Source organism: Thalassospira sp. MIT1004, assembly GCF_001858545.1.
In the GTDB taxonomy this organism is placed as follows: domain Bacteria; phylum Pseudomonadota; class Alphaproteobacteria; order Rhodospirillales; family Thalassospiraceae; genus Thalassospira; species Thalassospira xiamenensis.
On sequence record NZ_MCAO01000001.1, the window covers coordinates 1 to 26,037 of the forward strand.

22 protein-coding genes are annotated in these 26,037 nt (G+C 54.1%); 15 read left to right on the forward strand and 7 right to left on the reverse strand.

The window, feature by feature from the left end; translation table 11 throughout:
- Positions 1–282 precede the first annotated feature (282 nt).
- The 5 genes from sppA (at position 283) to BC440_RS00025 (ending at position 4,359) form a co-directional block, all read left to right on the forward strand.
- Positions 283–1,206 (forward strand): signal peptide peptidase SppA, encoded by a 924-nt coding sequence (gene sppA, locus BC440_RS00005; RefSeq protein WP_063092084.1) that lies wholly within the window; start codon positions 283–285, stop codon positions 1,204–1,206.
- Between the two features lie 73 nt (positions 1,207–1,279).
- Positions 1,280–1,555 carry an integration host factor subunit beta gene (gene ihfB, locus BC440_RS00010; RefSeq protein WP_007088342.1) on the forward strand — a complete coding sequence of 92 codons (276 nt, stop codon included), beginning with the start codon at positions 1,280–1,282 and terminating at the stop codon, positions 1,553–1,555.
- 189 nt (positions 1,556–1,744) lie between these two features.
- Positions 1,745–2,059, forward strand: coding sequence for a LapA family protein (locus BC440_RS00015; RefSeq protein ID WP_063092085.1), 315 nt, complete (start codon positions 1,745–1,747; stop codon positions 2,057–2,059).
- A gap of 134 nt (positions 2,060–2,193) precedes the next feature.
- Entirely contained in the window at positions 2,194–2,916 is a 723-nt protein-coding gene (pyrF, locus tag BC440_RS00020) for an orotidine-5'-phosphate decarboxylase (protein WP_063092086.1), read from the forward strand.
- A gap of 234 nt (positions 2,917–3,150) precedes the next feature.
- Complete coding sequence (locus BC440_RS00025; RefSeq protein WP_063092142.1) at positions 3,151–4,359, forward strand: MFS transporter; 1,209 nt, start codon at positions 3,151–3,153, stop codon at positions 4,357–4,359.
- 80 nt (positions 4,360–4,439) lie between these two features.
- On the opposite strand, the gene BC440_RS00030 is transcribed toward BC440_RS00025, so the two are convergent.
- A complete protein-coding gene (locus tag BC440_RS00030; RefSeq protein ID WP_063092087.1) occupies positions 4,440–5,243 on the reverse strand; it encodes a TSUP family transporter in 804 nt (267 codons plus the stop codon).
- A gap of 195 nt (positions 5,244–5,438) precedes the next feature.
- Here BC440_RS00030 and mutM point away from each other — a divergent pair, with 195 nt between their 5' ends.
- The 9 genes from mutM (at position 5,439) to BC440_RS00075 (ending at position 19,026) form a co-directional block, all read left to right on the forward strand.
- The gene (gene mutM, locus BC440_RS00035; protein WP_063092088.1) at positions 5,439–6,278 is read left to right on the forward strand and encodes a bifunctional DNA-formamidopyrimidine glycosylase/DNA-(apurinic or apyrimidinic site) lyase; all 840 of its coding nucleotides are present in this window, start codon (positions 5,439–5,441) and stop codon (positions 6,276–6,278) included.
- A gap of 167 nt (positions 6,279–6,445) precedes the next feature.
- Positions 6,446–7,222 (forward strand): enoyl-CoA hydratase, encoded by a 777-nt coding sequence (locus BC440_RS00040; RefSeq protein WP_063092089.1) that lies wholly within the window; start codon positions 6,446–6,448, stop codon positions 7,220–7,222.
- A 176-nt stretch (positions 7,223–7,398) separates the two neighbouring features.
- Positions 7,399–7,659, forward strand: coding sequence for a 30S ribosomal protein S20 (gene rpsT, locus BC440_RS00045; protein ID WP_007088335.1), 261 nt, complete (start codon positions 7,399–7,401; stop codon positions 7,657–7,659).
- A gap of 392 nt (positions 7,660–8,051) precedes the next feature.
- On the forward strand, positions 8,052–9,632 hold the full coding sequence (dnaA, locus tag BC440_RS00050) for a chromosomal replication initiator protein DnaA (protein WP_082822665.1): 1,581 nt from the start codon (positions 8,052–8,054) through the stop codon (positions 9,630–9,632).
- A gap of 309 nt (positions 9,633–9,941) precedes the next feature.
- Entirely contained in the window at positions 9,942–11,060 is a 1,119-nt protein-coding gene (dnaN, locus tag BC440_RS00055; RefSeq protein ID WP_007088333.1) for a DNA polymerase III subunit beta, read from the forward strand.
- Positions 11,061–11,124: 64 nt separating this feature from the next.
- Positions 11,125–12,285: a DNA replication/repair protein RecF gene (recF, locus tag BC440_RS00060; RefSeq protein WP_007088332.1), complete on the forward strand. Its 1,161-nt coding sequence runs from the start codon at positions 11,125–11,127 to the stop codon at positions 12,283–12,285.
- Positions 12,286–12,304: 19 nt separating this feature from the next.
- The gene (gyrB, locus tag BC440_RS00065) at positions 12,305–14,764 is read left to right on the forward strand and encodes a DNA topoisomerase (ATP-hydrolyzing) subunit B (protein WP_063092090.1); all 2,460 of its coding nucleotides are present in this window, start codon (positions 12,305–12,307) and stop codon (positions 14,762–14,764) included.
- 137 nt (positions 14,765–14,901) lie between these two features.
- Complete coding sequence (locus BC440_RS00070) at positions 14,902–16,821, forward strand: transglycosylase domain-containing protein (protein ID WP_063092091.1); 1,920 nt, start codon at positions 14,902–14,904, stop codon at positions 16,819–16,821.
- A gap of 183 nt (positions 16,822–17,004) precedes the next feature.
- Positions 17,005–19,026, forward strand: coding sequence for a PBP1A family penicillin-binding protein (locus tag BC440_RS00075; RefSeq protein WP_063092092.1), 2,022 nt, complete (start codon positions 17,005–17,007; stop codon positions 19,024–19,026).
- A 275-nt stretch (positions 19,027–19,301) separates the two neighbouring features.
- Here BC440_RS00075 and argE read toward each other — a convergent pair whose 3' ends face one another.
- From argE to BC440_RS00095, 4 genes are read right to left on the reverse strand one after another with little or no spacing between them, the layout of a single operon-like run.
- The gene (argE, locus tag BC440_RS00080; RefSeq protein ID WP_230729507.1) at positions 19,302–20,465 is read right to left on the reverse strand and encodes an acetylornithine deacetylase; all 1,164 of its coding nucleotides are present in this window, start codon (positions 20,463–20,465) and stop codon (positions 19,302–19,304) included.
- Positions 20,466–20,509: 44 nt separating this feature from the next.
- Complete coding sequence (locus BC440_RS00085; protein WP_063092093.1) at positions 20,510–22,009, reverse strand: tripartite tricarboxylate transporter permease; 1,500 nt, start codon at positions 22,007–22,009, stop codon at positions 20,510–20,512.
- Between the two features lie 17 nt (positions 22,010–22,026).
- On the reverse strand, positions 22,027–22,557 hold the full coding sequence (locus tag BC440_RS00090; protein WP_063092094.1) for a tripartite tricarboxylate transporter TctB family protein: 531 nt from the start codon (positions 22,555–22,557) through the stop codon (positions 22,027–22,029).
- Positions 22,558–22,594: 37 nt separating this feature from the next.
- Positions 22,595–23,584, reverse strand: a complete 990-nt coding sequence (locus BC440_RS00095) for a tripartite tricarboxylate transporter substrate binding protein (protein ID WP_007088307.1) — start codon at positions 23,582–23,584, stop codon at positions 22,595–22,597.
- Positions 23,585–23,735: 151 nt separating this feature from the next.
- On the opposite strand from BC440_RS00095, the gene BC440_RS00100 reads away from it, so the two are divergent.
- A complete protein-coding gene (locus BC440_RS00100; RefSeq protein WP_007088306.1) occupies positions 23,736–24,641 on the forward strand; it encodes a LysR substrate-binding domain-containing protein in 906 nt (301 codons plus the stop codon).
- Position 24,642: 1 nt separating this feature from the next.
- Here the strand turns inward: BC440_RS00100 and BC440_RS00105 are convergent, their stop codons facing one another.
- Positions 24,643–25,275 (reverse strand): LysE family translocator, encoded by a 633-nt coding sequence (locus tag BC440_RS00105; protein ID WP_063092095.1) that lies wholly within the window; start codon positions 25,273–25,275, stop codon positions 24,643–24,645.
- Positions 25,276–25,298: 23 nt separating this feature from the next.
- On the reverse strand, positions 25,299–26,015 hold the full coding sequence (locus BC440_RS00110) for a SprT family zinc-dependent metalloprotease (RefSeq protein ID WP_063092096.1): 717 nt from the start codon (positions 26,013–26,015) through the stop codon (positions 25,299–25,301).
- Positions 26,016–26,037: the final 22 nt, after the last annotated feature.

Consider the following 26,037-nt stretch of genomic DNA (forward strand, 5'->3'; position numbering starts at 1 on the left):
GCACACTCAAGCCAGCTTTCAAACACCTCTAAAAGAAAAACCCCGCCAAAATATGACGGGGTTTGTCAGCGGTCTGACGGGTCGTGCATTGCACGGCCCGTTTTTTTATCAATTTTGTTCAAAATTCCCCGTTTGGACGCGACTTTGCCGTCGCCGTGTCATTTTTTAGCGAGAATTTTGGTTTCAAACAGTTTTTGTCCTTGCCAAGCGAATGAAGAAAAACCATTTGAAAAGGCAGGTTTTTGAAGCTGTTAGTTCATACTGAATACCGGGGCACATTAAATGGCACTTGATGCCGATATCCTTCTTGATCGTCGACGTTTGAAAAAATCGATTTTCCGCTGGCGGGTCCTGGCGGTCGTTGCCGTCATCATTGCCATCGTGATCGCCTTTGCACGCAGCGGCGCAAGTGACGCCGTATGGGGCAATATTGGTCCGCGCATTGTCGAGGTGAACATCGAAGGGGTGATTACAGAAGATCCCTATCTTCTGGATGCGCTGGAGGAGATTGAAGAAGACAGCGATGTCGCAGGTGTAATTGTCCATATCAACAGCCCCGGTGGCACCATGGTCGGTGGCGAGGCGCTGTTTGAAAGCCTGCGCCGGATTGGTGAAACCCGACCGATCGTTGCTGAAATGGGAACCGTGGCCGCATCGGGTGGTTATATGGCCGCCATTGCCGCCGATCATATTGTCGCCCATCGCGGGACGGTGACGGGATCGATTGGTGTGATTTTCCAGTCGATGAATTTCAACGGCACGCTGGAAAAGCTTGGTGTCGAGCCGCTAACGGTTAAAAGCGGCCCCCTGAAAGCCGTGCCAAACCCGTTTGAACCGACGGACGATGCCGCGCGAACGGCTATGGAAAGCCTGATTTCAGACATGTTTGGCGTGTTTGTCGACATGGTCGCTGAACGACGCGGCATGGATACCGATACCGTACGGAAATTGGCCGATGGTCGGGTTTATACCGGTCAGCAGGCCGTTGCGAACGGTCTGATCGACGAAATTGGTGGTCGACGCGAAGCTTTGCGTTGGCTGCAGGATGAAAAGGGTGTTGCACCCGATGTGGCAGTTGTGCCGCTTGAAATCGATTATCCGGATGACTCCCTCATGACGGTGTTATTCGAGGGAAATATCGGAAAAATGCTGTCATCTGAGGGGCTTAAACTTGACGGGTTGCTGACTGTCTGGCAACCTGAGTGAAAGCGCCGACGTGACGTAATCTAACCTTTGGTTGATTGGATATCTGTCAGAACGAACAGGATGGGGCCTGAATATGACAAAATCAGAACTGATCGCCCGGCTGGCCGAGATGAACCCGCATCTGTATCAGCGCGATGTGGAACGGATCGTGGCGACGATCTTTGACGAAATTACCGAGGCTCTGGCACGCGGGGATCGGGTTGAGCTGCGCGGCTTCGGCGCATTTTCCGTGAAACAGCGTGATTCCCGGGTCGGACGCAATCCGCGTACCGGTGAGGCTGTGCCTGTGGGCGAGAAAAAGGTTCCTTATTTCAAAACCGGGAAGCAGCTGCGCGAGCGTCTTAACTGACAGTTTACCGTTTTGAGCGGCTTGCTGTTCGTATGCGAACTGCGTTAAACCAAGCCTGCCGGGTTTTCACGGTGGCTGTAAAGTCATTTGAAAATATTTCCGTTTGACCATATCGGGTCCATGCTTTGGCTTGTCTGATGTGTGGGCTATGACACCATGCCTTTTTGCCCGTCGGCACCAGGAGTTAAAATGCGCATTCTCTATTGGATCATTTCCATTCCGCTTGCGATCCTGATTGCGATTTTTGCCGTGTCGAACCGGGCGTTGGTGACATTGTCGTTGTGGCCGTTACCCTATGAAGTCGATATGCCGCTTTTCCTGCCGATCATGGTTGCACTGTTGATCGGGCTTGGTATCGGCTTGACATATGAATGGCTGGTGCATGGCAAGCATCGTCGTGCGGTCAAGCGCATGGATACAGAATTGCGTCGATTGCGCCCGGAAGAAACCGGCAACGACACGCCAAATGACAACAAGGTGATCAGCCAGCAGAAAGCGTCCTGACAGGAAAGACTGCGACGCGCGGGCCAATATTGTGCCTATTTCGGGTTGGTATTTCGGTTAAAATCGGCTAAGTCATGCCCGGTCCGCCGCAACTTCGTGGGCCAATCATGAAATTCCAGCCCGCCGGAGGACCCATGACCCAAGCTATAGCCCCCCAAGACCGTATTTTTTGCGCCATCGACACCACTGATCTTGCACATGCAGTTGATCTGGCTTCTCGTTTGTGCGGAGTGATTGGTGGGGCGAAGCTTGGCAAGGAATTCTTTGCGGCCCACGGCCCGCAGGGCGTGCGTGAAGTCGCAAAAGCCGGGCTGCCGATTTTTCTGGATGTCAAATATCACGACATTCCCAATACCGTTGCTGGTGCCGTGCGTGCGGTAACGCCGCTTGGCCTCAGGATCGTGAATGTTCATGCCACGGGCGGCCTTGAGATGATGAAACGTGCTGGTGAAGCCGCACGTGAAGCCGCCGACAAAGCAGGTGTTAACGCGCCGTGGGTTATCGCGGTAACGATCCTGACCAGTCTGGATCAGGCTGACCTCGATGATGTTGGTCTGAGGGGACCGATCAGTGATCGTGTTGTCAAACTTGCCGAATTGACCCAGAAGGCCGGTCTGGACGGGGTTGTTTGTTCCGCACAGGAAATTACAGCGGCACGTGCGGCATGTGGACCTGATTTCAAATTGATCACACCGGGCATTCGGCCAACCTGGGCAAGTACAGATGATCAGAAACGCATTGTCACGCCGCACGATGCCATGGCGATGGGAACGGATGTGATGGTGATTGGTAGACCGATTACCAAAGCTGATGACCCGGTTGTGGCCGCAAAACGCATTGTTGCAGAACTCTCCTGATCCGATTTATCCATTTTGTAATTCACGCAGGTCCGGTGTTCAACCGGGCCTGTTTCAGTTGTGACGTAACCGCATAGTTTTTATGCCAATTTCGCGATGGTGGAATTTGTGCGCTGCACGCAGAATTGAATCGTTTCAAGCTTTCGGCTGATTAAAGCGCTTCGCAAACACGTCCGAAACTTGTCGCCCGACATTATCCCGCATTGGTGCGATGCACCCCTGGACATCCTGATCATGATAACTGCTGCTGCCCGTAATGGTTTCTTTGGAAACCTTCCGATCCTTGCTCTTGCGCTCGCATCCTTCGGGATCGGCACGACCGAATTTGTTATCATGGGATTGTTGCCGGATGTGGCGACAGATCTTGGTGTAAGTATTCCCGATGCCGGGTTGCTGGTTACCGGTTATGCGTTGGGTGTTACGTTTGGCGCGCCGTTTCTGGCGATTGCGACGTCAAAAATGGATCGTCGTCATGCCTTGCTGATGCTGATGGCAATTTTCATTTTCGGCAATTTCCTGTGTGCGATGGCACCGGACTACTGGCTTTTGATGGCGGCCCGTGTTGTGACCGCATTCTGCCATGGGGCATTCTTTGGTCTGGGGGCTGTTGTTGCGGCAAATCTTGTTGCGCCACATAAACGGGTACAGGCCATTGCCTTGATGTTTTCCGGTCTGACATTGGCGAATGTTCTTGGTGTCCCGTTTGGCACGGCACTTGGTCAGGAACTTGGTTGGCGTTCGACTTTCTGGGCGGTTGTCGGGATCGGGGTTTTTGCGGCTGTGGCACTTTATTTCTGTTTGCCGCGTAAAATCGCCGCATCGGGCGGTAGCTTGATTGCCGAAGCCCGGGCTCTGGCGAAAACCCAGGTTATCTTTGCCATGGCGATCAGTGTTCTGGCTTCTGCCAGCATGTTCAGCGTGTTTACCTATATCACCCCGATGTTGCAGAACATCACCGGCATTTCGGCACGGCAGGTGACCTATGTTCTGTTGCTGTTCGGTGCCGGTTTGACGATAGGCAACTATATCGGTGGCCGTCTGGGGGATTGGCGCCTGATGCCCGCGATCATTGCGACGTTTGTTCTCCTGATTGCGATACTTGCCGTATTTGCTGAAACCATCACCAATGTGATCCCTGCTGTGGTAACGGTTTTTGTCTGGGGGGTGGTTTCCTTTGCACTGGTTTCGCCGCTTCAGATGCGGGTGGTTAACGAAGCCACGGAGGCACCCAATCTTGCATCGACCCTTAATCAGGGGGCCTTCAATCTTGGTAATGCTTCTGGTGCCTGGTTTGGCGGTATCGCGATTACACAGGGCGTTTCCTATCAGGATATCCCATGGCTTGGTGCCGGGATTGCGGTGATTGCCTTAGTGTTTGCAGTCTGGAGCCACCTGATTGATCGCCGGGACGAGGCCTTTATCGAAACCGCAGCCAGCGCCTGACGGATTTCGGAACCAAATACAAAGCCCGCCGGAAACCATTCGGCGGGCTTTGTCGTGTTGTAAATAAGCTATGTAGAACCTTATCCGGTCCAAACCTGCATCTGATCCCAATACTGGCTGATGGTGCTGCCGTACTGGTCGATGATCAGTTTGATCGAAATCGCGATAGAGGTGACAACCAGAAGCGGGCGTACGAGCCGTGCACCGACCTTCATCACCATATGCGATCCGATCTGGGCGCCGATCAAAGAGCCGACGGCCATAACCGCTCCGATGATCCAGACGACTTCGCCACCGGCAATGAACATGACCAGTGACGCAAAATTTGATGTGAAGTTCAGAACCTTGGTATGAGCAGTTGCCTTTGTCATGTTGAAGCCAAGCAAGGCGACAAAAGCGATGGAAAAGAATGACCCGGTACCCGGTCCGAAAAAGCCGTCGTAAAAGCCGATGCCAAATCCAGCCGTAAAGGCAAATACGGACTTGCTGATGATCTGATGGGCGTCAATGTCACCAACGCGCGGCGAGAAAAGGAAATAAAGCGCAATCAGGATCAACAGGGCCGGAAGGATTTTAAGCAGGATGCTGGCATCAAGCATCTGTACCAGCACGGTGCCAAGTGCTGATCCGGCAAATGTCAGGACAATCGCCAGTACCATATCGCGCGGATCAACATAACCCTTACGGATAAAGTTGATTGAAGATGTCAGGCTGCCAAAGCTGCCCTGCAGCTTGTTGGTTGCCAAAGCCTGTGCCGGGGTAATGCCCGCCCAGAGCAGGGCCGGGATGGTAATCAATCCGCCGCCGCCGGCTATTGAATCAACCATGCCGGCGAAGGCTGCGACAGCAAAAAGTATCAGTAAAAGATCAACGCCAAATTCCATTGACTGAAATCCTGTGGATGGCACGTAAGGTGGGGCAGACGGGCCGGGTGGCAATAAACGGCGCAATCATATGTACTTGGCGGTTATCGTCCATTGTTACTTTGTAATGGCGACAATGTTGTTTGGTGTGCTGGCTTGCCAATCACCGGGCCGGGTTCTAGATATGTTTGACCCATTCATTTTGCGAGTTTTCCAATGCCTGAATTGCCTGAAGTCGAAACGGTGACACGCGGTCTGACGCCGGTGATGGAAGGTTTCGTGGTTGATCACGTTGTGCAACGCCGTCCAAACCTGCGTTTTCCATTTCCGGAAAATTTTGTGGGGCGCATGGCGGGGCGCCGGATCAATCAGCTGACCCGTCGGGCAAAATATATCCTGGGCTATCTGGATGACGGGCAGGTTCTGTTGGTCCATCTTGGAATGTCGGGCCGGATGACGATTTTTGATGATCCCTTGGTGCGGGTTCCAGCCCCTGCAAAGCACGATCACGTCGATTTTGTCATGCAGAGTGGCGCGGTTGTCCGGTTTACCGATCCGCGGCGGTTCGGTGTCATCACCCTGATTGCTGCGGACGAGGTTAACACCCACAAGATGCTTGCCGATATTGGGCCGGAACCATTGGGCAACAGTTTCAATGCGACCGTTCTGGCGGCGGGAATAGCCAAACGCGCAAGTCCGATCAAAACGGTGCTGCTTGATCAGCGATTGGTTGCGGGACTTGGTAATATATATGTATGCGAAGCATTGTTCAGATCGGGCATCGCGCCGGACCGTTTGGCCAAGGATTTGAAACCGGACGAGATTGAACGTCTTTATCGGGAAATCCGGTTGGTTCTTGAGGACGCGATTGCCGCCGGAGGATCGAGCCTGAAAGATCATCGTCAGGCCAATGGCGAGCTTGGCTATTTTCAGCACAGCTTCCGCGTCTATGGCCGAGAGGGTGAGGGTTGCTTTGCCGATGGTTGCGGCAGCACCGTCGGGCGAATCGTACAGGCAGGGCGATCAACCTTCTTCTGCCCGACATGTCAGAAATAAATCCCTGACCCGCATATGAACCGGGAAACCGACCTGGTTATCATTTGATCTTGCCGGTTTGGTTGCGGCCAGTAAATAAAATCGGTAAAACAGTATCAAAATATGGTTTCGACCGAATCGGCCTGCTTTTGAATGTGGGCGCGATTCTCCGACAAAGGATTAGCAGAATGTCTTACGAGAACATCATTGCCGAGGTTAAGGGTAATGTCGGTCTGATTACCCTTAACCGCCCGCAGGCGCTGAACGCACTTTGTGCGGCATTGATTACCGATATCGGTGAAGCGTTTGATCAGTTCGAAAATGATGAAAACATTCGCGCCATCGTCATTACCGGATCGGAACGGGCCTTTGCCGCCGGGGCCGACATCAAGGAAATGGCCGATTACGATTACATGGATGTTTATAAGAACGACTTCATCACCAAGGGCTGGACGCGGGTGGCAAGCTGCCGCAAGCCGGTTATTGCCGCCGTAGCGGGCTTTGCGCTTGGCGGCGGTTGTGAGCTTGCGATGATGTGCGACATCATTCTTGCGGCTGACACCGCAAAGTTTGGCCAGCCCGAAATCACCATCGGAACCATCCCCGGTGCGGGCGGGACACAACGCCTTACTCGCGCCATTGGCAAATCCAAGGCAATGGAAATGTGTCTTACCGGTCGGATGATGGATGCAGAGGAAGCTGAACGTTCGGGACTCGTTGCGCGAGTCGTCCCGGCCGACTCGCTTTTGGAAGAAGCCATGAAACTGGCCGATAAAATCGCTTCTTTCTCTGGCCCTGTTTCGATGAAGGTCAAAGAAAGTGTCAGCAAGTCCTATGAAATGACCCTGACGGAAGGGCTGATGTTTGAACGTCGCGAATTCCATTCGACCTTTGCCCTTGATGACCGTGCAGAAGGCATGAAAGCCTTTTCTGAAAAGAGAAAACCGGACTTCAAGCATCGTTGAATCTGATGGCTTATTGCCCCGGTACCGGCGATGTATTGCTGCCCTGTAGCAGTCAAGAGTCGTAAACCGCGGAAATTCACCGGGATTGAAGGTATCGGGGGTTGACGAGGGTTTCCGACGGAGCTATAAGCCGCGCTCCGAATTACGTAACATTTGTTTTAAGAGACAGGTTCGCAATGGCTCACCATAAATCGGCCAAGAAGCGCATTCGCCGCAACGCCGCACGTGCAGAAGTTAATGGTGCACGCATCGGTCGCATTCGTACCTTCGTTAAGAAGGTCGAGGCTGCGCTGAACGTTGGCGACAAAGATGCTGCTCTGGCTGCGCTGAAAATTGCAGAGCCGGAAATGGCGCGTGGCGCGCAGCTCGGCGTTCTGCATAAGAACACCGTCGCTCGCAAGGTCTCGCGTCTGACCGCTCGCGTCAAAGCGCTCTAATTTATCCCTTACGGGATGGCGAGTCGAAGGCCGTGCTTGTAGCACGGCCTTTTCGCTGCCCGGATTTCGTCGAATCACCTTTTGTTCCTTGGTTGCGGCATCGCAAAAAACCGCACAAACAAAGGACTGTTTTGGTGCCGAAATCCTTTTAACGTTCTGTTAAAGATCGCCTTGCCTGATGTGGATCGCATCAGTACAGTGTTTTGACTTCGCTGGCCGCGCAACGCGGCGAAAGACGAAGAACCAAAAAACAAAAGGCGCGAGTACGCTTCCAAGACTTGGTGGAAGACAGGCGTGTTGATCATGATCGTGATCAACGCGGGAGAGTACTTTTTTGTCTTTCGCGTTTTGTTTGGTAGTGAAGATTGATTAAGCGGGGAAAGGTTCTAACAGTGCAGCACGCCGTTAGGGGAACGCAATCGGCACTCGGGGAGTCCAACGGGGGGATTCCGGGTGACCAGCAGGCGGCACTAGACGATCACGCGAAAGCGACATGGCAGGTTGTCCGCGAAAAGCTTCGTTCGGAGTTTGGCGCGACTGCTTATCGCTATTGGCTTGATCCCGTCGCATTGATCGCCGTCGAAGCGGGGGTCGCACGTCTTGGTGCGCCAACGCGTGCGATGCGTGACTGGGTAACCCAGCACTATCTGGATCGTATTCAGTCCTTCTGGCATTCCGAGGACGAGAATATCCATTTTGTCGAGATCGTTGTTGTCCAACCGGCAAATGGAAACGGCCAAAAAAACGCATCTTCTTCCGCAACTTCTAATTCAGCGGCCCAGTCTGCCAATAGCAGTGCACGCGGACGCATCTCTGACGATGTCGCGCGACTGGATAAGGCTGCGAACGAGGTGACTGGTGCCGAAGGTTCCGGCCTGTCCTATGCGGGCAATGCAAAAGGGCTGGTGTCGGGTGGTCGCAAGGCAATTGGCACCATGTCCGACGACGGCATATCGGCGGCTCTTGATCCCCGATATACTTTCGACAATTTCGTGATCGGAAAGCCGAACGAATTCGCCTATGCGGCAGCACGCCGTTTGGCAGAGGCCGAATCGGTGCCATTCAACCCGCTGTTCCTTTATGGCGGTGTCGGTCTTGGTAAAACCCACCTGATGCACGCGATTGCATGGCATATTCGCCGCACGCAGCCGCACCGCACGGTGATTTACCTGTCTGCTGAAAAATTCATGTACCGCTTCATCCGGGCCCTGCGTGACAAGAACACCGTCGATTTCAAGGATCAGTTCCGGTCCGTCGATGTTCTGATGGTTGATGACGTTCAGTTCATTTCGGGCAAGGACTCGACCCAGGAAGAATTCTTCCACACTTTCAATGCGCTGGTGGATCAGGGGCGTCAGATCATTGTGTCTGCTGACAAGTCGCCATCCGATCTGGAAGATATCGAAGAACGCCTGCGTTCGCGTCTTGGCTCGGGCCTTGTTGCCGATATTCATGCTACGACCTATGAACTGCGTCTGGGTATTCTCGAATCGAAGGCAGAGCGTCAGAACATAGAGCTGCCACAGCGTGTGATGGAGTTTCTGGCTCACAAGATCACCGCGAACGTGCGCGAGCTTGAAGGTGCGCTTAACCGCGTGATCGCCCATGCGCAGCTGGTCGGTCGTGAAATCAGTCTCGAGATGGTTCAGGACGTGCTGCACGATGTCCTGCGCGCATCCGAACGCCGGGTTTCGATTGAAGAAATTCAGAAAAAAGTTGCCGAGCATTTCAACATCAAGGTGTCGGACATGCATTCCGCCCGTCGCGCCCGGGCAGTTGCCCGTCCGCGTCAGGTTGCGATGTATCTGTCCAAACAATTGACGACGCATTCCCTACCGGAAATCGGTCGTAAATTTGGCGGTCGTGACCATACGACCGTCATGCATGCAGTTCGCAAGATCGAAGAGTTGCACGTGAGTGATCCGTCGCTGTCGGAAGACATCGACCTGTTGCGTCGTATGCTTGAAGGCTGATCGCAGTTTGAAAATACGCTACGGGTCACGGTCCAGGGACGGTGGCCCGTTCTGATTCCAGTCGGATATTTACGGTAATCGACGGGCTGAAAATCAGGCATCGCGCGGGGGTCCGCCTTTTGCGTGCATTGGGTGGAAAAATATACAACGACTCGTTTTGTTTGCTTGGGTTTAAGCCTTAAAAATCCTTCGATTTCCCAGCATGCATGTTATAATGCGTCTGCCTTGCCCGAAAGGGTGGAGCAAAAGCGACAAAACCGATTATAAATCAATTTGTTAAACCAATACTGACAGACGGATAGGACGGGCATGAAGCTGACCATTGAACGCGCGGCTCTGTTGAAATCTTTGACCCATGTTCAAAGTGTGGTCGAACGGCGCAATACCATTCCGATTCTGTCCAATATTTTGCTGCGGGCGGAGAATGACCAGCTTTCTCTGACGGCAACGGACATGGATCTTGAGGTGATTGAAACCACCACTGCAGAAGTCAGTGAAGCCGGTGCAACCACAACCCCCGCCCATACCCTTTACGAGATTGTCCGCAAGTTGCCGGAAGGCTCGCAGGTGCAAATCGCGCTTGAGCCAGGTGCAGGGCGTCTTACCCTGTCGGCGGGTCGTTCGAAATTCAATCTGGCGGTTCTTCCGGTTGATGACTTCCCGGTCATGTCTGGTGGCGAGCTTCCGGTCAGCTTCGGCCTTGCCGCGGCGGAACTTCGCGGTCTGATTGATCGTGCCGAATTTGCGATTTCGACCGAAGAAACCCGTTATTACCTGAACGGTATCTATTTTCATGCGACAGACGCCGAAGGAACCAAGATCCTGCGTGCGGTTGCAACCGATGGCCATCGTCTGGCGCGGGTCGAAGCACCGCTTCCCGATGGGGCGGAAAACATGCCGGGCGTCATTGTGCCGCGCAAAACCGTTGGCGAATTGCGCAAGCTGATCGAGGAAACCGGCGAAGCGGTCGATATCGCATTGTCCGATACCAAAATTCGCTTTGGTTTCGGAAAGGCGGTTCTGACCTCCAAACTGATCGATGGTACGTTCCCGGATTACGAGCGAGTCATTCCGTCTGGCAATGACAAGACCCTTGATATCGAATGCAAGGCATTTGCAGACGCTGTTGACCGCGTTTCCGCCATTTCGATCGAAAAATCGCGTGCGGTCAAAGTCGTCATGTCGGGTAATACCCTGACCCTTTCTGCGTCGAGCCCGGAACACGGAACCGCATCCGAGGAACTCGAAATCAATTATGATGCTGATGACATCGAAATCGGTTTCAACTCGCGTTATTTGCTCGATATCGCCAAGCAGGTGAAGGGTGACACCCTGAACCTTCTGATGTCGGACGGATCATCGCCGACCATTCTGCGCGATACCGATGATCTGTCGGCATTGTATGTTCTGATGCCGATGCGCGTCTGACGGTTAGCGCACTTTTGCTGTGGCTGTTCTTGCCCATAATCTTCCACACCAAGACGGTACGTCGATGACGAACCGTCTTGCAGTTTCCCGTATACAGCTTGGTGACTTTCGGTGTTACGAAAGTCTGCGCCTGTCGCTTGACGGGGCTCCGGTGGTTTTGACCGGTCCGAACGGGGCCGGGAAAACCAATCTGCTTGAAGCGTTATCGCTTCTTTCGCCGGGAAGCGGGTTAAGGCGAGCCAAGCTGGGCGAGATATCGCGCAGGGTGCCGGGCGAAGACGAGGGTAGCGTAAGGGCCTGGGCCGTTTCAGCGCACCTGACCACACCGGATGGTGAATATCAGGTTGGATCAGGCCTTGATCCTGCGGCTCTTGCGCAGGGGCGCGAAAAACGCGCCGTGCGTATTGATGGTGAAAGCCAGCGTGGGCAGGCATCACTGGGCCGGGTTTGTGCCGCGGTCTGGCTGACACCGCAAATGGATCGTCTGTTTCTGGACGGCCCATCGGCGCGTCGCCGTTTTCTGGATCGTCTGGTTTATGGCCTTGATCCCGAACATAGCAGCCGGGTCGCCGCGTATGAACATAGTTTGCGCAGTCGTGCCAAGCTTTTGAAAGAAGGCAAAGGTGACGACAGGTGGCTGGCCTCGATCGAGGATTCGATGGTGCGTCATGGTATTGCCGTTGCGGTTGCGCGCGCTGAATTGCTGGCAAAGCTTGGCCGGGCCGGGACTATGGTTGTTGGGCCTTTTCCGGCGGCAAGACTTGCACTTGCAGGGGATCTTGAAAACTGGCTGGAGCAGTTGCCAGCGATTGAGGTTGAAGACAGGATGCGGGCGGCATTGCGCGATGGACGGTCACGCGATGCTACCTATGGCGGGGCTTCCGTCGGACCACAACGCAGTGATTTGCTGGTGTGGCATGATGCCAAGAACCAGTCGGCAGATCAGTGTTCGACGGGCGAACAAAAGGCCCTACTGCTATCGATGATTATGGCCAATACCCGCTTGCAGAGCAAAGCACGCGGAGCTGGTCCGTTGCTGTTGCTTGACGAGGTTGTGGCGCATCTGGATGCAGAGCGTCGCCGCTACCTGTTTGATGAAATCGTGGCGCTTGGCGTCCAGGCCTGGATGACAGGCACGGACCGGGCGCTGTTTGAAGGTTTGGACGGACGTGCGCAATTCTTCCGCGTGGAAGATGCCACACTGACCGCTGAAACCACTCCGTGAATGCCGAGGTTGTGACGCTATGACCAACGAAACAGAAGCTCCGAAAACCGCCGAACAGCAGGCGCAGGATTACGGTGCAGAATCGATCAAGGTTCTTAAGGGCCTTGAAGCGGTGCGGAAACGCCCGGGCATGTATATCGGCGATACCGATGACGGCAGTGGCTTGCACCACATGATCTACGAAGTTGTCGATAACGCGATTGACGAGGCACTCGGCGGGTATTGCGATACTGTCTGGGTGCAGCTAAACGGTGATGGGTCGGCAACGATCCGCGATAACGGCCGTGGCATCCCGACCGATCTGCACAAGGAAGAAGGCGTTTCTGCAGCCGAGGTCATCATGACCCAGCTGCATGCCGGTGGTAAGTTTGACCAGAACTCCTATAAGGTTTCTGGCGGTCTGCATGGCGTGGGTGTGTCGGTTGTGAACGCCCTGTCGACTTTGCTGAAACTGCGCATCTGGCGTAATGGCAAGGAGCATTACATGGAATTCTCCGGTGGCGATGCGATCAAGCCGCTGGAAATTGTTGGTGATGCGCCGATGACGGCAGAGGGCAAGCCGCTGACCGGGACCGAAGTTACCTTCTATCCCGATGCCGAAATCTTCACGATGACCGAGTTCAACCTGCCGACGCTTGAACATCGTCTGCGCGAACTGGCTTTCCTGAACTCTGGCGTGATCCTGACGCTGCGTGATGAACGCCATGGCGAACCGGTTGAAACCAAGCTGCATTACGAAGGTGGCATTCGTGCTTTTGTCGAATATCTCGATCGTAACAAGGCACCGCAGATCGAGGAGCCAATCGCCATTGTGGGTGAAAAAGACGGTATTACCGTTGAAGTTTCCCTGCAGTGGAACGACAGCTATCACGAAACCACGCTGTGCTTTACCAACAACATTCCGCAGCGTGATGGCGGAACCCACATGGCCGGTTTCCGTGCGGCTCTGACCCGTCAGATCAACTCCTATGCACAGGAAAGCGGGATTGTGAAAAAGGAAAAGGTCAGTCTTTCGGGGGATGATGCCCGGGAAGGCCTGACCTGTGTGATTTCGGTCAAGGTACCGGATCCGAAATTCTCATCCCAGACCAAGGATAAGCTGGTTTCGTCCGAAGTTCGTCCGGTTGTCGAAAACATCGTGAACGACAGGCTTCAGCAGTGGCTGGAAGAACATCCGCAGGATGCACGCAAAATCGTCACCAAGGTGGTCGAGGCCGCGTCGGCCCGCGAAGCGGCGCGCAAGGCACGTGAACTGACCCGTCGTAAAGGTGCGCTTGATATCTCATCCCTGCCGGGCAAGCTTGCCGATTGTCAGGAACGCGATGCGTCCAAAGCCGAACTGTTCATCGTGGAGGGTGATTCCGCAGGTGGATCGGCCAAACAGGGCCGTGAACGTGGCTTCCAGGCAATCCTGCCATTGCGTGGTAAAATCCTGAACGTTGAGCGCGCGCGTTTCGATAAAATGCTTTCAAGTCAGGAAATCGGTACGCTGATTACCGCCCTTGGCACCGGGATTGGCCGCGATGATTTCAATATTGAAAAAACGCGCTACCACAAAATCATCATCATGACTGACGCCGACGTCGATGGTGCGCATATCCGAACCCTGCTTCTGACCTTCTTCTATCGTCAGATGCCTGAACTGGTTGAACGGGGATATCTCTATATCGCACAACCACCGCTTTATCGCGCCAAGCGAGGTAACTCGGTCCAGTACCTCAAAGATGACCGCGAGATGGAACAGTACCTGACCGCACAAGGGACCGAAGATGCGTTGCTGACGCTCAATGGCGGCGTGCAGGTTGCTGGTTCGGATCTGGTGCGGATTGTGGAACTGGCGCGCAAGGCCAAGGGACTGCTGGAGCCGCTTTCGCTGAAATTGCCGATTTCGATTCTCGAACAGGCCGTACTGGCGGGTGCCCTGAACCCGGCATTGCTTGACGATGATGCCAAACGTCAGGAAGCAGCGAATACGCTTGCTGGTCGTCTTGATCTTCTGTCCGAAGATTTTGATCGCGGATGGAAGGGCGAGGCATCCCAGGATGAAATCGTCATGTGGCGTATGCTGCGCGGTGTCGAAGAACGTCACGTCATTGATGGCAATATCCTGCGTTCAGCCGAAAGCCGTGCGATTGCCGGGTTGCTCGTTGAACTTCGCGAATTGTTCGAAAGTGGTGCTGAATTCGGTGCCAAGGACAAGATCTGGAAAATCAATGGTCCGGTCGATCTGGTCAACGCGGTAATGGAATATGGTCGTCGCGGAATTTCGATCCAGCGCTATAAAGGTCTGGGCGAAATGAACCCCGATCAGCTTTGGGAAACCACCCTTGATCCGAATGTCCGCTCGCTTCTTCAGGTCCGTGTTGATCATGCAGATGAGGCTGAGGAAGTCTTCTCGACCCTGATGGGTGACGTCGTTGAACCGCGTCGTGATTTCATCCAGTCGAACGCGCTGAAGGTTGCCAATCTCGACGTTTGATCGGTTCGGAAGTCGCAGAAATATGCAGGGCAGTCCATTGGGCTGCCCTGTTTGCGTTTGGGAGAAGTACTTTATTAATAGCTTGTCGGTTTACTGTACGTTGGCATAGTAAACCTGTGGGAAAAGCGGAACCGGGCGTGGCAGAAGAAGAACGGGACGAACCGCAACGCGGTGGTGCAAATGCCGCGCAGGCGGCAATGCAGGAAATTACAGAACGTGAACTGCGTATCATCAGGCGCCGGCGTCGTCGTCGGCGCACGCTGCTGATCGGCTTTTTCTCGTTAATCGGGTTCGCTGCCGTGATGGCGATTGTACTGACAATTCAGTCCAATCTTGATTTCAGCCGCAACATGATCAGAAGCCCCGAAGTCCGTATCATGGGCTTTGATGGTGCAACGCTTGAAATTGTTCAGGGGCGATACAGCCAGGACGTATCCCTTACCACCATTCCGGAACGAATACAGAATGTGTTCGTCGCAGGAACCGATCCCGGATTTTATGGCCACTTCGGGGTATCGACCAGCGACTTTGTGCGTGTCTTTTCAAGCAACGATATTCCTGGTTCGACCATCACGATGCGGGTTGCACGAAGCTTCTTCAAAACCCCGGAAGTCAGTGCAGGTCGCCACTTGCAGGAACTTTTGGTTGCGCTATGGCTTGAGTTTAAATTCAACAAGAAAACCATTCTGCGCAGCTATCTTGAACGCAGCTATATGGGGCGCGGGATATTCGGGATCACTGCGGCATCGCGTATCTGGTACGGCAGTCCGGCCGAACGGATAACGCTGCATCAGGCCGCCGTTCTTGCGGCTGCGATGAATGACCCGAAAAAATTTGATCCGCTATATCACCCCCGTGACGCAGCGAATGCGGCCAACGAAATCCTTCTGAATATGGGGCGGTATAAATATATCGAACTTGATCGTGTATCCGCCCTTACACTGGTCGAGCCAAAGCTGGATGTTCAGTACAGGGATGGCGTGGTTTCAAGCTATGTTGTCGATATGGTGATGGATGAGGTCGCTTCTCGGATCGGTTATACAAGCCGCGATATCGAAGTCACCACCAGCATTGATTTGACCATTCAGCGTCTGGCGCAGGACGTCGTGCGCGAGGTTTCCAATCTTCGCCTGAAGCCCAAGGGCGTTGAGCAGGCGGCCTTGTTGTCCATGAGCCCGGATGGTCGTATTCGTGCGATTGTTGGCGGTGCAAGTTACAGCCCGTTTCGTCCCAACCGGGCATTGGATGTTCGCCATTTCCCGGGCCGGATGATCAAAATCGTTCCCTATTACTATGCGATGAATGAAAACAGTGATCCTGCCCAATGGGTGCGTGACAACCGTATGGCAGTGGGGGGCTGGCGACCGGTAAATCCGGATCACGAATATCGCGGACAGATTTCACTGCGCGAAGCCTTTGTGCTTGATGTCAATACTGTGCCGGTCAATCTGGCCGATCAGTTTGGTTTGCTCAAGGTCAAGGAATACGCCCAGGCCATCGGGGTCAAAAGCCCGCTTTCGAACGATATCCGGACGGTAGTTGGTCTTGATCCGGTGACCTTGGCCGATATCGCATCCATTCACGCCCTACCGCAAAATTCAGGTAAACCGGTACAGCTTAGTCTGGTCAACAGGGTGGCTTTTGCCGGAACCGGCGAATTGGTTTACCAGCGCGTCGAGCAAACGGTCCAAAAGCGCCTGACAGACGAAGCCATTCAGGGTGCCTATACGCTGTTTTCCAGCGTCACAGACCCACAGCTTCGTCTGGACCGACCGTTTGCCGGGTATGGCACACAGGATAGCGGTGCGTCCGATGCTTGGTTTACCGGCTTTACGTCCGACCTGATTACGGTTGTCTGGGCGGGGAATGACGATAATAGCCGAATTCCGCAAATCCGCGGCGATGTAGAGCTTGCGTCTCTTTGGCGGTTATTTATGCTGGATGCACATGATGGTTTACCAATTCGTTCGATGATTCGAGCCGCATCACAACGACGCCGTGAAAGTGATGGCGTAGCAGATATGTGGAAAAACGATTTATCGAATGAAAAGCAGTAAGATCGTCGAATGAGCAGGGGATTGGGGTCTCCTGCCGATGTTGGGGCACAACCTGTAAATTTCAGTCGAAATGGCTGAGTGGAGCGGTTTGGCACCTGTCGTCCGCAAATCTGGCAGATATGTTGACAGATCGGGCGTTCACGGGCACAAACCGGCGTCCCTATTTGATATCAAAGGTGCTTCGTGGCCCAAAGACCATTCAAACGACAGCAGACCGTGCGCAAGGGGGCAACGACGCCGCGTAAACGCAACAAGAAGCGTGCTAGTGGCGCCAGCAGCACAAGCAGCAAGAAAAACGGGTCGGGCATTTTAAGCAAAATCGGCGGGATGATCCCGGGGCCCGAGGCGATTGCACGTTTTATTGTTATTATGGGGATTTGGGGGCTGGTTATTGCTGGCGGAGTGGTTGCTTATTACGGTTACGGACTGCCTGAAAAGGTAAGCTTCGAGGTTGCCAGCGAACGTAAGCCTTCCATCCGCGTTGTCAGCGTTGATGGCGTGGTACTCGGTTCTTACGGTGATCGTTATGGTAGCCCGGTAGAGGTCGGAGATCTGCCGGACCATGTCGGACAGGCGTTTGTTTCCATCGAAGATCGCCGGTTTTACGATCACTTTGGTATCGATATTCTAGGGATTCTGCGTGCCAGCTGGGTCAATCTGATGTCAGGGCGTATCGCCGAGGGCGGTAGCACGATCACCCAGCAACTTGCAAAGAATCTGTTCCTGTCACCGGAACGCAATTTCGGGCGTAAAATCGAAGAAGTCCTGCTGGCGCTTTGGCTGGAATTCAAATTTTCCAAGCAACAGATTCTGTCGCTTTATCTGAACCGTATTTATTTCGGATCGGGGATGTATGGCATTGATGCCGCGTCCCGGCACTATTTCGGAACCGACCCTCGGCGCCTTAATCTTTACGAGGCGGCAGTTCTGGCTGGATTGCCAAAGGCACCAAGTCGTTACAACCCGCTGGTTGATCCAGAAGATTCCGCAAAACGCGCCAATATTGTTCTCGATGCCATGGCATCAAATGGGGTGATTACTGGCGCGCGTGCCGAGCGCGCCAAACAGCGGACTGTCCGTACCACTCGACAGGGAAAAAGCGGGCCCGGTGTCCGGCATTTTACCGATTGGGTGCTGGATCGTGTCCGTGATTACATCGGTTACGTTGATCAGGATCTGACGATCAACACCACACTTGATTCCCGTCTTCAGGAAATTGCCGAACTCAATCTCGAACGTGCTTTGGCAAGCCCCGTTGCGCAGCAAAAGCGTGTAGGCCAGGCATCCCTTCTGGCGATGACCCCGGATGGGGCCGTTCGCGCAATGGTTGGTGGGCGTAACTATTTCGAAAGCCAGTATAACCGTGTGACACAGGCACGGCGCCAGCCCGGTTCCGTGTTCAAACTGTTTGTGTATCTGGCAGCCTTGGATAAGGGGATCGGGTCGAACGACTGGATGCGTGACATGGCAATATCCGTTAACGGATGGGAACCGCGAAACTTTGATCGCAAACACCATGGCACCATGTCGATCCGCGATGCGGTGGCAACATCGAATAATTCAATCGCGGTTCAGGTCGCCATGGAAGTCGGGTTGGATAATGTGATCAAAAAGGCTCACGATATGGGTGTTTCTGCCGAACTCGGGCGGGAACCCAGTCTGGCATTGGGCACCAGCGAGGTTTCGATGCTTGAGCTGACCGGTGCCTATGCCATCGTCGCCAATGGCGGATTTTCGGTGTTTCCGCATGCGATCCGTAAAATTGTCGGTCAGGGCGGCGAAGTTCTATATGAGCGCAATGACGAATTCCCTGTCCGTCTGATGAACCCGCTGCACGCGGGGGAAATGAACAATATGCTGTCATCTGTTGTTGCCAAGGGCACGGGACGCAATGCGATCATTGATCGCCCTGCTGCGGGCAAGACGGGCACAACATCGGATTCCCGTGATGCGTGGTTCATTGGCTATACCGCTGAACTGGTTGCAGGGGTCTGGATGGGGAATGATAACGGCAGTCCGATGGATGATGTGTCCGGGGGGGACCTTCCAGCCAAGCTTTGGCATGATTTCATGCTGCATGCTCATCAGAACCTGCCGGTTCGCTCACTTGGCAAGGCTGCGCTTGCGCGGTCGCAAAAGGTGGGCGAAGACGGTAGTTGGCGTGACTTTACTTCTGGCTTCACAACCGGCAACAAAAAGCAGTAACCGGCTTTGACACAAGTACCGCAAAGGTGCTTCAGGGGCGGTGCGGATGCATCGCCCCTTTTCGTTTCGGCCAAGAAAAAATGGCCGGTATCCGTTACGGAAAACCGGCCATCAAGTTTGCAGTTTGCATGGCTTCATCGGGGGAGTCCGACGAAGCCGAGGGAGGTCTCACCTGTCGAATATCGCGATGTGATCAAGGGTCAGGGGTGCAATCTTCCCCTTGCATCGCAAGGACATCCGCATGCACCGTTCAGGGCGGTACATCGGCGAGAGCATCAGGCCGCTACAGCCTGATCACTGAGCTTCTCGAGGAATTCCAGACATTCCTCGATCTGCGAAATTTCGATGAATTCATTGGCCTTATGGGCCTGTTTGATACTGCCAGGACCGCAGATGATCGACGGGATATTGCCCTGCTTTTCGAAAATCCCGCCTTCGGAACCGTAAGAAACCTTGCCCGAAACTTCCGGGACGATGTTGCGAACCAGCTCGAACGCTTCTGCATCCGTGCAATCACCCATTCCGGGATAGGAAAAGATTTCTTCCCATTCAAATCCGGTTTCGGCTTCTTTGGCTTTCATTTCCGCATCGAGGGTTTCAAGGATTTTCTCTTTGATCCCGTCAAGGACGGCCTTGGCGTCGTGTTCCGGCAGATGGCGAATTTCGAACGTGAATTCACAGAAATCCGGTGTGACATTGGTCGCTGTTCCGCCGCCAATGGTGGTGGTCAGCATGGTGCTATGCGGCACCGTGAAGTCATTGTCGAAGGGGCCGTTTTCTTCAAATTCACGTGCCAGATCGGAAATCATCGTAATGGCGCGTGCCGCATATTCGATGGCGTTGACATGGCGGGGGGCAAAGGATGAATGCCCGGCTGTTCCGGTGACGGCAACCCGCATCGAAAATTTACCCTTCTGACCATTGATGACTTTCATCTCGGTCGGTTCGCCAATCACGGCAAGGCGTGGCGGAGTTTTAAGGTTTGCCAGATGATCGACCATCGAACCCACACCCAGGCAACCGACTTCCTCGTCATAGGACAGGCAAAGATGGAACGGGATCGCCAGATCGCGTTTGACCAGTTCCGGAACCATTGCCAGCGCACAGGCCGAAAAACCTTTCATGTCGGCAGAACCGCGACCAAACAGTTTGCCGTCGCGTTCGGTCAGTTCAAATGCCGGGCTGATCCAGCTTTTTTCAAGGGCGGGAACCACGTCTGTATGCCCCGAAAGCGCGATGCCAGGGACATCCTTCGGACCGATGGTTGCCAGAAGGTTTGCCTTCTCGCCGGTTTCGTCATGGAACAGTGTGCTTTCGATGCCATATTGCGCGAGATAGTCACGGACAAAATGGATCAGACCGAGATTCGAGTTCTTGCTGGTGGTGTCGAACGCCACAAGTTTGCCAAGCAGATCAATGGCATTATGCAGGCGGGACATGTTTGGTTTGCTCATTTTATTATCGCTTCTCGTTTCTCGGAATATTAGGCCGACTGCGCCGTATTGCGGGACTTCTCGCGCCATTTCTGCCATTCACGGCGAATGGTCAGGGCGATGAACAGGACGGTCAGGGCAAAGAACGCCCATGAAATCCACGAATGGAAGAATACGCCCAGATCGCCGCGCGAAATTGCCAGCGACCGGCGCATATTGTCTTCGAACATCGGCCCCAGAATGAAGGCAATCAGGAACGGTGCTGCCGGAATGTTCAGGATCATCATGACGAAGCCGACAATCCCCATGACCAGAAGGACGCTGACATCAAACGGGCTGGCACCGATCGAATAGATGCCAAACACGCACAGAACCAGAATGCAGGGCAAAAGCAGCGTCTGGGGAATGCGCGAAATTTTCGCAAAGGCACCTGCCGTCAGTTTGCCGGCAACAAACAGGAACACCGAACTGAACAGGATGCCGATAAACAGCGAATAGACTTCACCGATATTGTTCTGGAAAAGCAGCGGACCCGGCGTCAGGCCATGGATCATAAATGCGCCCAGCATCACACCCGTAATGACGTCACCCGGAACACCGAGTGCGAGAAGCGGGATCATGGTCGCCCCGCAGCAGCCATTGTTGGCAGACTCGGATGCCGCAACGCCTTCTAGTTCGCCTTCGCCGAATTTATCGCCGTTTTTCGATGTCCGGCGGGCTTCGCTATAGGAAAAGAAAGCGGCAGTTGACGGCCCGATGCCCGGAATGGCGCCGAGTATCACACCGATAACACTGCCCCGCAGGATCGATTTCACGCTGCCGCGGAATTCGGCCATGGTCAGGCGGTTATCGCCAAGCTTCATGGCCGCATTGTTGTCCTCGGGCCGGAAGACGATCATCTTGATCAGTTCCGGCAAGGCAAACAGTCCGATCAGCACCGGTACAACACCAAGACCCGATTTCATGTCTTCTGTTACCGCAAAACGGAACGAGCCATATATATCCTCGCCCACGGTTGCCAGAAGCAAACCGATACAGGCGGAAATGATGCCAAGAACAAGTGACCGACCTGAAATGCTGGCAACGATGGTCAGTGAAAAGGCCATCAGCATGAAATATTCCGGCGGTCCGACCCGAAGTGCAAACATCGCAAGCGGCATCGCCAGGAAGAACAGCGAGATATTCGAAATAAAGTCGCCAATGCAGCTTGAAACCAGCGCCATATTAAGCGCCTTGCCACCTTTGCCCTGCTGGGCAAGGGGATAACCATCAAGAACGGTACAGGCCGCAGACGCGGTACCCGGCGTTTTGATCAGGATCGCCGAAATCGATCCGCCATAGGTCGACCCTTTGTAAAGGGCAACCAGAAGCAGAATGCTGGTGACCGGCGGCAGATAGAAGGTAAATGGCAGGGCAAGGGTCACGGCCATCGTACCGGTCATACCCGGTATGGCACCGATGATCACACCACCCCAGATCCCGGCCGCCATGGCAATGAAGTTGGGCAGCGTTGCGACGGCTTCAAAGGCGTAAAGCAGTTCATTCCACATGAAGGGGCGCTTTCAAATCAGATCAGGGTCACGAAATCGGCCGCTAATGCCGAAAACAGATGGCCTTCGGGGAAAGGCGTGTGGGTGACTTCGGTGAAAACAAGATAAAGCAGGATCGGAAAAACGATTGTCAGTCCGATCATCCAGATTTTGCGGCTGTAATTGCCGGTCATCAGGAAAAGATAGGCCAGAAGCAGAATGGTCGCGGGGACAAAACCGATTTCCGGCATCGCATAGGCGAATGCGGCAAAGCCGATCAGGACTCCGGCAAAACGCACAATCAGTTTACGATTTCGGTGCATTGTTGCGCCAATTGACATGACACGGTCGTTCGCGGTCGCCCGCATCTTTGGAATGGCTAAAAGAATGGCAAGGATGCCCATAACCAGCCCGACCACGGTAATAACACGTGGCCACATATCAGGTGGCGGGGCAAATCCTGGAATGAAAGACGGAACCTTCACATAGATCGGGATCAGGACGAACAGGACAAAGGCAAAGAATGCCGTTGCGATCAGTCCGGTATAAAAATCGCGATTGGGAGTCATGGTTCCGTCTCACATTCAGAAAATTAAGGGGTGCGGATTACTGAATGTAACCGAATTTCTTGGCCATGCCGTTATAGAGCTCGTACTGGCTCTTGACGAAGGCAGCCGGGTCCTGATCACCAACGACTGAGACAGAGCCGCGTTTCTTGGCAAGATCAAGCCACTGGTCGTTGGTTGCAACGTTCGAAAGGATGTCTTTCCATTTTGCAACAACGTCTTCCGGCAGATCTTTCGGGGCGAACAATGCGCTCCAGCCGTCAACCTGTCCGGCAAGATTGTAACCAAGTTCCTTGGCAGTTGGAACGTCAGGAAGGGCATCCATGCGTTTCGGAGCGTAAACCATCAGTGCACGCATTTTGCCAGCTTCGATGTGAGGCATCAGCGAACCGGCCGCAATAGCCAGGAAGTCGACGTGACCGCCAAGAAGAGCTGCGGCAAGGGCGCTGCCGCCTTTGTATGGCACGAGGGTGGAAGCAGACAGCGGATCCAGATCGGCATCGGCCAGAAGGGCCTGAACCGTAAAGCCGTCAATCGCGGTGGGGCCGGATGCAGCATAGGTGGTCGCGCCATTGCTTGATTTGATTTTGGCAAGCAGCTCATCAACGGTTTTGATGTCCGAGTTTGCATTGACTGCAAGGATCATCGGGGTTGATTCAAGAATGCCAAGGAAGGTGTAATCATCCCAGGCAACCGGGCTGTCGGTGTAAACGGCCGGGTAAAGCGCCATGCCAACGCGTGACAGCAGCAGGGTGTAACCATCCGGCTTCTGTTCGGTGACGTAACGGGCACCATTCATGCCACCATTGCCGGTTTTGTTCACAACCACGACCGGCTGTTCGTTGGTGTAATTGCGCGCGGTTTCAGCCAAGGCACGACCGGCCAGATCCGATGCGCCACCTGCGCCATAAGGCACGACAAGGGTGATGGCTTTTTCTGGATAGTCAGCGGCCTGTGCGGTCGAAACCAGTGTTGTGGTTGCAAGAACTGCAGCCGCAAAAGTCGCGGCCTTTTTGAGCTGTCGAAACATTTTTCATGTCTCCCTGTTTGGTGGTGGCAGGATTGCCCGAGCTCGTCGTTTTTTGTTTTGTATACATTCCATCGCAAACTATAACTCGTGACGCAAAAAATTAATTTCAGTATAACTAATTTACATACTGAAATGAGTCGCAGGCCAACCGATGAATTTGCGAGAACTTGAAAGCTTCAACGCCTTTATGACCTACGGTTCCGTCACCAAGGCAGCACAGGCCATGAATATCAGTCAGCCCATGGTCAGTCGGTTGTTAAACAGTTTTGAAAAATCTGTCGGGTTTGCGTTGTTCAACCGCAAACGAAACCAGCTTTCGCCAACGACCGAGGCATTGCAGTTTCACACAACGGTTCTGCGGTCGCTTAATTCTCTGCGTGAAATCGAAACACAGGCCCGCGCGATTGCCAACGAGCAGCTTGGCAGCATCCGGATTGCGGCCCAGCCGATCTATGTTGATACCTATCTTCTTGATGTGGTTGCAAAGTTCAAGTGTGCCCATCCCAATGTTGCCGTCAGTATTACCGATACCGGTCTTGAAGGCATGCTTGATATGGTGACGACCCGGCAATGTGATTTGGGAATCGGCATCACGCTTGACCTTCAGGATCCCAATATGGAAGTCATGCCGCTTGCGCAATGTCGCGCGGTGTGCCTGATGCCGCGCAATCACCGGCTGGCCGGATTTGAAACCATTGATATCGATCTTTTGCGCGGTGAAAGCTTTGTCGAACTTTCGATCGGATCGCCTCTTCGCACCAAGATTGATTACATTTTCCAGATCGCAGGCTGGCCGCGCAAGATCGCGGTCGAAGCCCGCACCATCCGAACCATTTCCCGACTGGTTGAACGCAATGTCGGTATCGCTGTTATTGATCCGTTTGCCACTTTGCTGGTCGACGAGGAAAAGGTTGTCGCACGCCCGCTGACCCCGGCAATCGAATGGGACGTCGCACTTTTCCGATCATCGGGGGAACTCAGCGCGGTTGAACGCCGGTTTTTGTCTTTCCTGCGGGCGGAATTGCCTAATCTGCGCAATGCAGGCTGTGTGCTGTAACCTATGCGCGCCGGTCAAAGGCAAGGCGTGCAGCCAGTGCCAGAAATACGCAACCGGTGAAAATCTGAAACGCGCGTGCCAGGCGGGCCGAACGCGATAGGAACTGACCAAGTTTTCCGGCAAAACCGCCCACCAGACAATTGATGATCGTGCCGCCGATATTCAGGATTACGCCAAGGATCAGAAACTGCGCCAGCACCGATCCGCGTCCCGGATCGACGAATTGGGGAATGAAGGCGAGAACGAACACAATGATCTTGGGATTGAGCAGATTGACGACGATCCCGTCGCCCCAGGCTTTCATCGCGGTAGCCGGTGCGGTTTTCGTTGGTTTCAGAACGTCCCCGCGATCCCGGAAGGACTGAATGGCCAGCCATACCAGATAGCCAATCCCCGCCCATCGCAGAATTTCCAGCGCAACCGGATGGGCGGCCACCATGGCAGCCAGTCCCAAGCCGGCAAGAAGCGTATGGATCATGGCCCCCGTCGCAATCCCGAAGCTGGCGGCTAAACCGGCACGCGGCCCGGATTTGATCCCCTGCCCCAGACAAAACAGCATGTCGTTACCCGGCGTCATGTTCAGCGCCAGCGCGGTCGGGATGAAAATCAGCAGGATTTCAATAGGGATCAGCATATCAGGGACTCCGGGTGGGGCGTTTAGCTGCCTGCGCCATAACGATGCAGGGCTGAACCGTTCTTCTTTAACCAGTGCTGCTGTTTCTTTGATGGGCCATAAAGATCTTCGACGACAGCCCAGAAACGCGCACTATGGTTCAGTTCCTGAAGATGGGCGACCTCGTGGGCGACGACGTAATCCAGCACATCTTCAGGGGCGAGGACGAGTCGCCAGCTAAAGGACAGATTGCCATTCGATGAACAACTGCCCCAGCGCGTTCGCGTATCTTTCAGCGAAATGCGATTGACCTTCTTGCCGATCCGTTCGGCATAGGCGTGCGCACGGGGCGCGATTTCAAGCTTTGCCTGCTTTTTCAGCCAGTCGGAAACCCGGCGATTGGTATGCTCCGGAAGTCCCGAAACCCAGATGACACCTGCTTCGGCCCAAACACCGCGCTTGGCGTCGGGCACCGTGCGGATCGCATGTTCATTACCCATGAACGGCACCCAGGCCCCCGGAACGAACTGCACACGTTCAGGCAGGCGGCTCATATGGGCGGTGACCCAGTCGCCATGCTGATACAGCATCGAGATCGCTGTTTTGCGCGATATACCGTTCGGAACGACGATTTCAACACCGTCAAATGCCGGATCGATCCGCAATTTGAGTCGCGTCGCACGCGCGCTTGGCCGCAACCGGACCGGCAAGGGGCCGATTTGCGGCAGATCGATTTCGGTTTCTTCGATATTTCGCAGCATTCAGGGTGAATTTTTCCAAAAG

Bases quoted from the DNA above. Each gene is read 5' to 3' on its own strand.
- sppA (WP_063092084.1), top strand. From the start codon at position 283: ATGGCACTTGATGCCGATATCCTTCTTGATCGTCGACGTTTGAAAAAA.
- rpsT (WP_007088335.1), top strand. From the start codon at position 7,399: ATGGCTCACCATAAATCGGCCAAGAAGCGCATTCGCCGCAACGCCGCA.
- BC440_RS00100 (WP_007088306.1), top strand. From the start codon at position 23,736: ATGAATTTGCGAGAACTTGAAAGCTTCAACGCCTTTATGACCTACGGT.
- BC440_RS00110 (WP_063092096.1), bottom strand. From the start codon at position 26,015: ATGCTGCGAAATATCGAAGAAACCGAAATCGATCTGCCGCAAATCGGC.
- BC440_RS00015 (WP_063092085.1), top strand. From the start codon at position 1,745: ATGCGCATTCTCTATTGGATCATTTCCATTCCGCTTGCGATCCTGATT.
- mutM (WP_063092088.1), top strand. From the start codon at position 5,439: ATGCCTGAATTGCCTGAAGTCGAAACGGTGACACGCGGTCTGACGCCG.
- ihfB (WP_007088342.1), top strand. From the start codon at position 1,280: ATGACAAAATCAGAACTGATCGCCCGGCTGGCCGAGATGAACCCGCAT.
- BC440_RS00095 (WP_007088307.1), bottom strand. From the start codon at position 23,584: ATGTTTCGACAGCTCAAAAAGGCCGCGACTTTTGCGGCTGCAGTTCTT.
- BC440_RS00090 (WP_063092094.1), bottom strand. From the start codon at position 22,557: ATGACTCCCAATCGCGATTTTTATACCGGACTGATCGCAACGGCATTC.
- BC440_RS00105 (WP_063092095.1), bottom strand. From the start codon at position 25,275: ATGCTGATCCCTATTGAAATCCTGCTGATTTTCATCCCGACCGCGCTG.
- BC440_RS00040 (WP_063092089.1), top strand. From the start codon at position 6,446: ATGTCTTACGAGAACATCATTGCCGAGGTTAAGGGTAATGTCGGTCTG.
- gyrB (WP_063092090.1), top strand. From the start codon at position 12,305: ATGACCAACGAAACAGAAGCTCCGAAAACCGCCGAACAGCAGGCGCAG.
- recF (WP_007088332.1), top strand. From the start codon at position 11,125: ATGACGAACCGTCTTGCAGTTTCCCGTATACAGCTTGGTGACTTTCGG.
- argE (WP_230729507.1), bottom strand. From the start codon at position 20,465: ATGTCCCGCCTGCATAATGCCATTGATCTGCTTGGCAAACTTGTGGCG.
- dnaN (WP_007088333.1), top strand. From the start codon at position 9,942: ATGAAGCTGACCATTGAACGCGCGGCTCTGTTGAAATCTTTGACCCAT.
- BC440_RS00025 (WP_063092142.1), top strand. From the start codon at position 3,151: ATGATAACTGCTGCTGCCCGTAATGGTTTCTTTGGAAACCTTCCGATC.
- pyrF (WP_063092086.1), top strand. From the start codon at position 2,194: ATGACCCAAGCTATAGCCCCCCAAGACCGTATTTTTTGCGCCATCGAC.
- BC440_RS00085 (WP_063092093.1), bottom strand. From the start codon at position 22,009: ATGTGGAATGAACTGCTTTACGCCTTTGAAGCCGTCGCAACGCTGCCC.
- BC440_RS00030 (WP_063092087.1), bottom strand. From the start codon at position 5,243: ATGGAATTTGGCGTTGATCTTTTACTGATACTTTTTGCTGTCGCAGCC.